Source organism: Rhodopseudomonas sp. BR0M22 (assembly GCF_010907035.1).
Classification (GTDB): Bacteria; Pseudomonadota; Alphaproteobacteria; order Rhizobiales; family Xanthobacteraceae; genus Rhodopseudomonas.
The window spans coordinates 18,510-28,943 of the sequence record NZ_QUMK01000076.1; the positions used below are offsets into that span (position 1 = coordinate 18,510).

A 10,434-nucleotide genomic window follows, 5' to 3' on the forward strand; every position below is an offset into this window, starting at 1 on the left:
AGCGGGGTTTAAGGGTGATGGCGCCTGCACAGGAACGGATACTGACTATCGAAGAGGAAAAGGCGGTCGAGTTCGGCGAGCGCCTGGAAGTCGAGGTATCCGACCGTATTACCAGTTCGTCCCCAAGCGACGATGAATTGCAGGCCGCTTTCGCGGAAGTTGCTGGCGCCTACATTGTCCAGGACGGCGGAATGCCGGAGTTCGTACCGTGCTCGATCAATACCAAGGTTGGTCGCCAGCGCGTGAACGTGCGAGGTTACGCTCCGATCGACGATGCCGGCACCTTGAGGTTGGTCACAAGCGCATACCGCAAAGACGGCGGCACATTGGCGACCTCGGAGTTCCAGAGCCTCGTTAATTTTGCCGCCAACCTCGTAACAGCGATTGAGGCAGATCGAGAAATCGATGATCGCCAAGAGGTTGCAGAACTCGTCAGGCATATTCAGGACGAAGGCGACGGATTGCGGGAGATCCGAGTAATCGTCGTCTCGAACCTTCGCATCAACGCCAACGACGTCGAGGCTGCCCTCGAGCGCCGCAGATTCATCAGCGAACAATATGACATCGATCGATTGTACAGGATTTCGGATGTCAGCATCCGACGATCCGACATTCAGATCGACTTCGGGAAGTTGCTTGGCCAAGGAGTGCCGTGCCTTGAGGTCAGCGGAAAGGACTACAATTACAAGACCTATCTCATGACTCTGGACGGCGAAACACTCTACAAGCTATTTGAGCGCTACGGATCGAAACTCTACGAACTAAACCTTCGCTCATACTTGCAGCCTAAGACCGGAGTTAACCGGAAAATACTCGACACGATCAAGTCTGCTCCTGTTAGGTTCCTTGCCTACAACAACGGACTTTGCGCGACTGCCGATAGCATCGAGGCCGGACTCGAACACGGCCAGACGGTTATCCGAAAACTGGTCGGCCTTCAGATCGTTAACGGGGCACAGACAACCAGTACCATCCATAGAGCCAGGAAAGCTGGCGAGGACGTCTCGCAGGTCCATGTCGCGGTCAAGTTGACCCGCGTGGACGCCGGCGATCTGGAAGAGTTCATTCCGCGTATTACTGAATACGCCAATACGCAGAATCCAATCAAAGCAGCGGACCTTCAATCGAACATCAAATTTCACCGGCAGATGGAGGAACTGTCCGAGAAAGTCTGGTGTCCGGATGGTGACAGCCGCTGGTTTTATGAACGTGCGCGAGGTGCATACGAAGCAGCCTATCTGCGCTATGGCACAACTCCGAAGAAGAAGAAGGAATTTCGGATCGAGTGCCCGAAGGAGCAGAAGTTTGGCAAGACCGACTTGGCCGCCTATTTGGTCGCCTGGAGGGGTGAGCCGCAGAAGGTTTGTCTGGGCGCTCAGAAAAATTTCAACTACTTCATGAACACACTTAATGAATTCATGCCGGCCGGCGAAGAACCTGACCAAGACTTCTATCGCGATGTGGTCTCAATCGGCATCATCTATGAGGAGGCGGCGAAAACCGTGCGAAAGGCCGGAATTCCTGCCTACAGGGCGCAAATCACCAACTACCTAGTCGCCAGATGCGCCTCCGAATTCGCCACATTTCGCCTGGATCGCGTCTGGCAAGAACAGGGAGTCTCGCACGAGCTATCACAGTTGTTACTGGAGTGGTCGAGCAGCGTGCAGAAGAGCATCCTCGATTCGGCGGGCGGTCAAAATGTAACCGAGTGGTGCAAGAAGGACGGATGCTGGGAGGAAGTCAAAGCGACTAAGTTGGTTGTGAAGGATGCTCCGCCAGAAGCGCTTCCGGAAGATCAGGACCCCTTGTTCTATGTCGGCCCCACGGAATTGCCCGAGCGTGCAGCATCGTCGAGTTCGGTGGCCGGCGGTGATGACGGCTCGGATATGCCAAGCAATGACGATGTTGAACTGTGCTGTCAGCTAAATGAGCGAGCTTGGGCAAAAATCGCACTGTGGGGAGTAGAGACAAGATCACTCAACGTTTTTGAACGGAGCATGGTCGCGACCATGCAGAAGATGGCTATCGATGGATGGAGTCGGCCTCCTTCTCTCAAACAGGCCAAGCACGCCGGGCGCATTGCGCGACGCGCGATCGACCACGATATCGTGTCGCCCTCTAGCGTTTCCGTTTCGTGACTTGGGTGAAATTTAGAGTCGTCGAATCCGACGGGGAGGACTTTGACCGAGACGGCACTTTGCTTTCCGGGCTGGGCGAGCCGACCTTTGCCGCCAGCGAGACCGGAGCGGCTCTTGTGAAAGCTCCTCGATTGCGAGCGCGCGCCTCATTCTCGTTCCAGGATGCTGCCTGCTTGAGGAAGTCTTCATCCCCGATCTTCGAGCTTTCGAAGTTCTTGTCGTGCGCGACTTTGACCAGCAACGGAAAACGAACGGCCTGACCGGAGACAATGCCCTGACCGGGACCAAACGTCTGGAGAATGTTGGCGTCGGATTCGGATAGATTTTCCATGACGGAGCGGACGAAGCTCTTGTCCTTGGGATTCACGAGGCGAAGAACAAGAAAGCTGTTGCATTGGGTCAGTATGGTCTCGTCGAGGCGAGCTGGCCTTTGCGAGATGATCATCAGGCCGGTGCCGAACTTTCTTCCCTCAGTAATGACTTTCCTCACAGTCGACAGGGAGGGTGTCTCATCGGTGCCCTCCTGCCGGCTGGGGATGAAGTTGTGCGCTTCCTCGATCACAGTCTGGAACGGAGGAATGCGATTTGTCAGGGCGGCGCGGTGCGAGAACAGCGCGTCCAGGACCATCGACACTATCGTCGACTGGGTCAGGTGATCGTAGCCCGCAAGGTAGAAGATTGAGACCTGCTTCTTCCCGACGATGTCCTCCGGATCGCGCTTCGGATCTGGCATCTCATGGAATTCATATTCCTTCAGCCTATCGCGCAGCACCTTGCTGTTCTGCTCCATCTGCATCAACGTAGACAAGACGAAACTCAGGGAGCGCTTGACAGCATTTACGGTCGTTACCCCGAATTTCTTGGGGGAGTCTTCGGTGTCCTCCTCCTTGCCTTTTTTGCTGGCAATCTTGTTGGCGGTGCTCTCGGCGCGCTCTATCAGTTCCCGAATGTAATCGGACGCCTTCGTGCCGTCTGCAACCTTGGTCTCGCTGACGATTTTGTTGAAGTAATCGTGCTGGGCCTCGGTCATTTTTCTTCCCATCTTGGCGAGAAGATCCGAAACGACCGAGATGTTCTCTTCCGACACCTTCATCATCGGATAGAATAATTTCACCGCCGTGCCACCCGGCAGCCTCGAGCGGTTTTCATATAAGCCGAGATAATCGCCGTGAGGATCGAAAATGACGATGGGATATCCGTGATCGATCAGAGCGAGAATGATCCTGCGCGCTGCCACCGTCTTGCCTCCGCCAGTCATCGCGAGGATCGCAAGGTGACGCGACACGACCTTGTTGGCGGAAAGCGAAACTTCGACGTCAGACCTTCCCAGTAGTGTGCCAACGTGGAGCTTTGGAACATTGTCGTCGGATGCGCCCAGCAGTTTGTGGATGGCCGAGGCCGGGGGATTCACGACGCGGGCGGCAGGCTGGACAGGATACGTCAGAGGCGACAAGTCCATCTGGCTTTTCGAATCCTCGTCGGACGACCCGAGGATCAGGACCTCGGCATTGAGGTAGTCCCGACTGGTCGAAAGGACGGTGTCGATCAGTCGAAGGTTCTGTTCAGCCAGTTCCTGGGCGGCTTCGGCAGGAAAGAACGGGTTGTGCCGTTGGATCGAAACGATCCGTCCCCAGATGATTGCGTTGCCATGCCTCCTGTTGTCGTCGGGGATCGCCGAGAGCGTTGCGACGATGTCTCCGACCTTCGCGCGGAAACTACGAAGGATGAATTGATAACTGTCGGTCGAGGTGTTGCCGACAACCGTGCCGATCATGTTCTCTGTGTCAGATATCCACGACATCGTTTCTGTCCCGATCATGCCTTCGGCCGGAAAAACCAATCCCTGCTGCTCACGGAAAGCATCTTGATGGCATATTCCTGCAGCTTCCGATCCTCTGTCTCGAACGCCTTGCGAAGCAGCACGGCTTTATGGCTGGCGCCGATCCCCTTGCTCAACCAACTTGGCACTTTGGCGAACTTGTCGACGATATCGAGCGCTACGGGGAAGCCGTATCCGGGAAGCAGCCGCGCCGTTGCGAGTATCAACTTGATCGCCTCTTCGTAGTCTTGCCCCTCGAATGCCTCAATACGAAATGGGCGGACGGTTTCTGACGGCTTGAGAAATGTCGTAAGCGGATCCGGATAGCCAGAGAGACGATCCTTCCAGTTGTCCGGCCATTTATTTTTCGGCTCCTGACGTGGGATGGAAATCGGCGTCAGATACTCGCCCGACTCAAGAACGACATCAAGGATCTGGGCGTCCGACAGGCTGTACTTTCTCAGCAATGCAAGCGCTGCCTTCTTTTCAGCTTCGGGAAGACTGCCCTCTTCGTGCATCTTGAAGATCAGTCGCTCAAGGACCGGTCGACCTCCGCCATCTCGCTCCACGACACCAAAGACCGGAGCGCCCACCGCTTTCAACTCCTCCAGGATACGCCGGTAGAGCGGAACGAAGTGTCGCTGCTCTGGAGCAACCGGTGCTCCGAACAGTGCTTGGGCGGCGTCGGCAGTGAAGTAGGGAAATTTCGGTGGCCCGTATGGGGCTGCGGGATTGATCAGGGGGCCATGCACAAGCATGACCGCTATGTCTTGCCGGCGACGCCACAAAGCCAGCGAAGCCGCGATTTCCGAAATTATCCGCGCCGCGTCTCTTAATTTCGCCCGATCGTCGTAGCGGTCATCCAGGTCTTCCGGGAGATCATAGGTGGAAGGTTCGGCGGCATACAGATCGTCGACGATAGAAAACTCCGGTTTGAACTCTTCTCTGCTCTCCGAATCGTCGCCGGGTCGGACGACGTAGCTTCCAACACGAATTCCGAGCGGCGCGGCCCCGGGGAGATCGATGGCAGCGACACCGCCATCCACGAACCCGAATGCACGTCCTCTTTGCGCCGGCCAAAATTCGGCGGGATTGTAGTCAACCTTCTGGATATGCCCGTTGGCTCGAAGGAAGACGTTCAGCCTCTCCGCAAGCACACTCACGTGCTCGACGAAAACTTGCTCGAGCCGCGGGCCTTCCGAACGCACGGCGAGCAGCATGTTCCCGAGGAACTCGCCTTGCGCGATCTTGCTTTCGATCCGGCCCTGGATTTCCATGTCGCCACTCTGACTATCGCGGTGGTCTCAAACTCCTATTTATCAACGACTTAAGCAAGCAGCGGTATGAGAAAAGGAGTGGAATCCCGTCCAATTCGTCTTCATCGGGGCGACATCATGAGTCCCGCAAAGCGAAGCGCCTTGATGTCGAGGATCCGGGGCAAGGGCACCAAACCTGAATTGCTGATTGCCCGCCTGCTCGCCGATGCCGGACTCACCTGGGAGGAACATGCCAGGGATCTCAGAGGGCGGCCGGACTTCGTCCTTCGCGAAACCCAGGTCGCGATCTTTGTGGACGGGGACTTTTGGCACGGATGGCGCTTTCCGAAGTGGCGATTGAAGCTGTCCGAAAAATGGGAACGCAAGATCGAGGCGAATCGGCTGCGAGACGCTCGCAACTTTCGGGCGTTGCGACGTCAAGGATGGAGGGTGGTTCGCCTTTGGGAGCATCAGGTCAAGAAAGACCCGGCGCGTTGCCTGTCGCGAATTTTGGAGGCCAATTCCCGATAGGGCCTGGCGTAGTGCCGGACAACCTGGCATCTTCAGCAACGCCAACTCCAGAGCGTTCGGTCGAAGAATGCAGGGTGACTTGATGCTGTGCGATGAACCAGCCAACTCCGCCGCCGGACCCGCTTGGGAGCCGATCGACGACTTTCCTCCCAATCTGCTAGTCACCGGCAGCAACTATGTCGAGGGGGAGGCGGTTTCCGAATGAGAGGAATCGACCTTTTCTCGGGCGGCGGATGCGGCAGCGCAGGAGCGCGCCACGCCGGCCTCACAATGGTTGGAGCTGCCGATGCTTGGGACATCGCAGCAAGGACCTACGCGGACAATTTTCCGACGGCAACGGTCGTCAACGAGAAGCTGTCCGATCGCAGCGGCCCAGCGATTTTCGGTGATGTCGGTAGAGTCGACATGTTGATTGCGTCCCCTGAATGCACCCATCATTCGATTGCGCGCGGGAACAAGCCGGTCGACGAGGAAAGCCAGCGCTCAGGCTGGTACGTGATGAATTTCATCAAGCAGTTGACCCCCCGGTGGATCATCCTTGAAAACGTGACGCCAATGCGCAATTGGCCGGGGTTTGACGAACTAATCATCGCGTTGAAGAAAACGTACAAGTTGAGGGTGGGACCGCTCGATGCTGCGGATTTCGGTACGCCTCAAAACCGCAGGCGCCTTTTCATTGTGGGCGATCGACTGGCTACGCCCACCATCGCGCTGCCAGGCTATAAGCCCATGAGGCCCGCCGCGCGGATCATTGAGCCGATCGGAAATTACGCGGCGGAGCCTGTCTATAATGGCAAGCGAGCAGCCTCGACGATTGCCAGAGTGGAGCGAGGAATTTCGGAACTCGGAAGGGGGAAGGATTTTCTGATCGTCTACTACGGTTCTGATCGTGCCGGAGGCTGGCAAAGTCTTGATCGACCGCTACGCACTCTCACAACCCTTGATAGATTTGGCCTTGTCCAATGGATCGATGGACAGCCAACTCTACGTATGCTCCAGGTCCCCGAACTGAAACGCGCGATGGGCTTGACCCACCTCAAGGATGAATGTGGGAAAGGCATACAGTTTCTGCTCGAACACGGAACGCGTAGGGACAAAGTGAAGGTGTTGGGAAACGGCGTCTGCGCACCAGTGATGAGGGCCGTGGTTGGGTCTCTGCTTGGAGCTGACAGCCGAGATATCCTGGATGAGGAAATCGCTCCAAGGCGAATTCGAGCAGCTTCAACGGCTCGGCGCTCCTCCGCGTTGTCGATCGCGGCGCACACGCTCTCCTACTGAAACGCGCAGGCCGCTCGAACCTCAGGTAGAACGATTAAGGAGAAGACGTGTGCGTTCCAACTGATGGTCGCGGTCATTGAGATCGCCCTCGTCGCGATCCTCGCAATTGCGAGCACAGCATCTGTAGACGACAAAGCGGATTGAGCGATCGATCCGCATTGGGCCGGCGGATTGAACTCGTGCGTCCGTGCCGAAAGCTCAGATCACTTACTTTGAAACCGACATTCCCCGACTTTGGGTAGAGCCGCGGCTTGGTGACCAACCGACTCGTTCTTTGGGTATCCGCACATTGGCTCAGCAGTCTGGTGGGCCCGGCAGGACTCGAACCTGCAACCAGACCGTTATGAGCGGCCGGCTCTAACCATTGAGCTACAGGCCCCGCCGGCGGCCGCGCGGGGCGGCGGACGGGCACGGCCCTCCCTTACAATGGCGTGGGGGTTGCGGCAATCGCCGCCGCGACCAAAGCAGGGGGTGCCGGCGGCGGCGCTCGCAGCGCGCCGCAGCGGGCGCTGATGCCCCGGCGGCGATGGTCCGCGCGAGGACTCGTCCGCGATGCTGGTGCTTGCGGCGCGGTCGCGCGGCTTGCGCCGAAAGTCGCAGGTGCCGGCTGCGATGCTTCGCCAAATTGCAGCGCATTCGATGTCGAGTTGGCCGGACGGGTTAAGATTCCCCCAACACTCGCGCCGTAGATTGCCCTCCGATCTTACCTGCCAGTGTGCGTCAATGCCCCTGTTTCAATGGAATCCGCTGTTCGAGACCGGCAACCAGCGGATCGACGACCAGCATCGCAAATTGTTCGAACTGACCAACCGCCTCGCGCACGCGGTCCAGAACGGTGAGAATCTTCCGACGCTGGCGGTGCTGGTTGCGGAGCTGCGCGATTATGCGGCGACGCATTTCTGCGACGAAGAGCAGTTGATGCGCTGCTCCGCGCTGACGCATCGCGAGATCGAACGCCACGCCTGCGTGCACGCCTCGTTCATCGAGAAGGTCGACGAGGTCGCGGCGCGCACCGATCTGTCCGACGAGGAAGCCACCGGCGCATTCCTCGAACTGCTGATCACCTGGCTGGTGACCCACATCCTCAAGCTCGACCGCCGCGTTGCCCGCGCGCTGCTCGATCGCGTCACCACGCCGCCCGAGAGCGACGTGTCGGCCGAACAGGTGCTGGTGGCGGCGCTGATGGAGACTGAAAAGCGCTTCCGGATGCTGTCCGACGAAGCGCCGTCGCTGATCTGGATCAGCGGCACCAGCGGCCGCAGGGACTTCGCCAACAAGCCGTGGTTCGATCTGATCGGGGCCGAGATCGAACCGGCCTCCGCGGTCGACTGGGCCGGCTTCATCCACCCCGACGACCGTCGCAGCTACGCGGCCTGCATCGCCGAAGTGCTCGCCAGCGGACACACCGCCTCGCTCGAATTCCGCGTCCGCACCAGCTCCGGCGGGTGGGCGTGGGTGCGCGAGAAGATCAGCCCGCGCACCAATCGCGGCCGCTGCATCGGACTGATCGCTGCTGCGACCGACGTCACCGAGATCAAGCAGTCCGAAGACCTGATCGCCGACGCCAGCGGCCGGCTCGAACGCGAAGTTTCCGAGCGCACCCAGCAATTGCAGCAGCTCGCATTGGTCGATCCGCTCACAGGCCTCGCCAACCGCCGCGCGCTGCTGGAGCGCATCGACGCCGATGTCGCCCACGCCACAGGGCACGGCGACGCGCTGTCGCTGCTGTTCGTCGATGTCGACCGCTTCAAGCGGATCAACGACAGCTTCGGCCACGCCGCCGGGGATTCGACGCTGGTCGAGGTCGCGGCCGTGATCAAGGGATCGCTGCGCGGCAGCGATTTCGTCGGCCGGCTCGGCGGCGAGGAATTCGTCGCGGTGCTGCCGAGCACAGGCCTCGCCGGCGCCGAACACGCTGCGGAGACGATCCGGCGCAAGGTCGCCGAGCACGGCTTTCGCGGTGTCGACGGCGGCGTCACCGTGAGCGTCGGGATCGCCTCGCTGCAGCACGCCGAGGACGGCGCGGCGCTGCTCGCCCGCGCCGACCACGCCATGCTGCGGGCCAAACGCAGCGGGCGCAATCGCTGCTGTGCGGCCGAGGGCGAAGATCTCGACCGGCTGTCGGCCTGACGCCGGCCTCTGCCCTCGCCGCTACGCCATCGCCACCCGCGGGCCGTGGCGGCGGGCACGGAGCAGCAACATCAGCATGATCGCGACATTGAGCGCGTTCCAGCCCATGCCGTTGACGAAGGCGGCGGCATAGGAGCCGGTGGCGTCGAAGATCACGCCGGAGATCCAGCCGCCGAACGACATCCCGAGCACCGAGGCCATGATCACGATGCCGACCCGGGTGGCGGCTTCGCGCGCCGGCATCGCCTCGCGCACGATGATCGCGTAGGCCGGCACGATGCCGCCCTGGAACAGGCCGAACATCGCCGAGATCACGTAGAGCGAGCCCAGGCTGTCGAAGAACAGATAGAACAGCAGCGCGGCGCCCTGCGCCACCGAGCCGAGCAGCAGGGTGCGGATGCCGCCGATCCGGTCGGCCAGGAAGCCCGAGCCGATCCGGCTGATGATGCCGAACGCCAGCATCAGCGACAGCATCTCGGCGCCGCGCGCCGCGCCGTAGCCGAGATCGCCGCAATACGCCACGATGTGGACCTGCGGCATCGCCATCGCTACGCAGCAGGCGATGCTGGCGATACTCAGCAGCGCCGTCAGCGTGTTGGTGGGGAGCTGCAGGTCGATCTTCGGCGGCAGCGCCGCAGCGTGGCTGGTGGCGGCGTGGCCGCCCATCTGCGCGCGCAGCAGCAACACCACCAGCGTCATCGACACCACGCAAAACGCTCCGATCAGGATGTGGGTGGCGCGCCAGCCGATGGTGGAGCTGCCCCAATTGACCAGCGGCGGCCAGATCGTGCCGCCGACATAGTTTCCGCTGGCCGCAATCGTCACCGCCAGGCCGCGGTAACGCTCGAACCAATGCGAGGCCTCGGCCATCAACGGGCCAAACGTCGCCGAGGCGCCGGCGCCGATGAGAAAGTGGACCGCGGTGAACTGCCACAGCGAGGTCGACAGCCCGGCCCCCAAATAGCCGAGTCCAATCAGGGCGATGCCGGCCGCGATCGCCGCGACGATTCCGAACCGGTCGGTCAGCTTGCCGGTGACGACGCCGCCGAGGCCGAAACCGAGCATTGCCAGGGTGAAGGCCAACGAGGCTGCGCCGCGGGTTGCGGCGAATTCCCCCTGCACGGTCGGCAGTACCACGACCACCGACCACATCCCGACGCTGCCGATCGAGCCGATCACGAGCGCGAGCACCAGCCGGATCCAGGCCTGACGCGAGTCGAGCGTAAACGCCGGCGTTTTGCCGGTCTTTGCCCTGTCCCTTATACACATCTGACGCTGCCGA

7 protein-coding genes and 1 tRNA gene are annotated in these 10,434 nt (G+C 60.1%); 4 read left to right on the forward strand and 4 right to left on the reverse strand.

All coding sequences use genetic code 11. The annotated features are described in order from the left end of the window. Window positions 1–17: 17 nt before the first annotated feature. Window positions 18–2,138, forward strand: a complete 2,121-nt coding sequence (locus DY468_RS20910) for an AIPR family protein (protein ID WP_164606990.1) — start codon at window positions 18–20, stop codon at window positions 2,136–2,138. Here the strand turns inward: DY468_RS20910 and DY468_RS20915 are convergent. Next, window positions 2,119–3,978, reverse strand: coding sequence for an ATP-binding protein (locus DY468_RS20915; protein WP_164606991.1), 1,860 nt, complete (start codon window positions 3,976–3,978; stop codon window positions 2,119–2,121). The two genes, DY468_RS20910 and DY468_RS20915, sit on opposite strands and share 20 nt — an antisense overlap. Then, a complete protein-coding gene (locus DY468_RS20920) occupies window positions 3,954–5,234 on the reverse strand; it encodes a DNA double-strand break repair nuclease NurA (protein ID WP_164606993.1) in 1,281 nt (426 codons plus the stop codon). The genes DY468_RS20915 and DY468_RS20920 overlap by 25 nt, the downstream gene beginning before the upstream one ends. A gap of 117 nt (window positions 5,235–5,351) precedes the next feature. Between DY468_RS20920 and DY468_RS20925 the strand changes: the two genes are divergently transcribed. Beyond that, complete coding sequence (locus DY468_RS20925; RefSeq protein WP_205512567.1) at window positions 5,352–5,744, forward strand: very short patch repair endonuclease; 393 nt, start codon at window positions 5,352–5,354, stop codon at window positions 5,742–5,744. A gap of 201 nt (window positions 5,745–5,945) precedes the next feature. After that, entirely contained in the window at window positions 5,946–7,022 is a 1,077-nt protein-coding gene (locus DY468_RS20930) for a DNA cytosine methyltransferase (protein WP_164606995.1), read from the forward strand. A 303-nt stretch (window positions 7,023–7,325) separates the two neighbouring features. Here DY468_RS20930 and DY468_RS20935 read toward each other — a convergent pair. Continuing rightward, window positions 7,326–7,401 (reverse strand) — tRNA-Ile (locus tag DY468_RS20935). A gap of 344 nt (window positions 7,402–7,745) precedes the next feature. Between DY468_RS20935 and DY468_RS20940 the strand changes: the two genes are divergently transcribed. Beyond that, complete coding sequence (locus DY468_RS20940; protein ID WP_164606997.1) at window positions 7,746–9,152, forward strand: GGDEF domain-containing protein; 1,407 nt, start codon at window positions 7,746–7,748, stop codon at window positions 9,150–9,152. Window positions 9,153–9,173: 21 nt separating this feature from the next. Here the strand turns inward: DY468_RS20940 and DY468_RS20945 are convergent, their stop codons facing one another. Beyond that, on the reverse strand, window positions 9,174–10,421 hold the full coding sequence (locus DY468_RS20945; RefSeq protein WP_164606999.1) for an MFS transporter: 1,248 nt from the start codon (window positions 10,419–10,421) through the stop codon (window positions 9,174–9,176). Window positions 10,422–10,434: the final 13 nt, after the last annotated feature.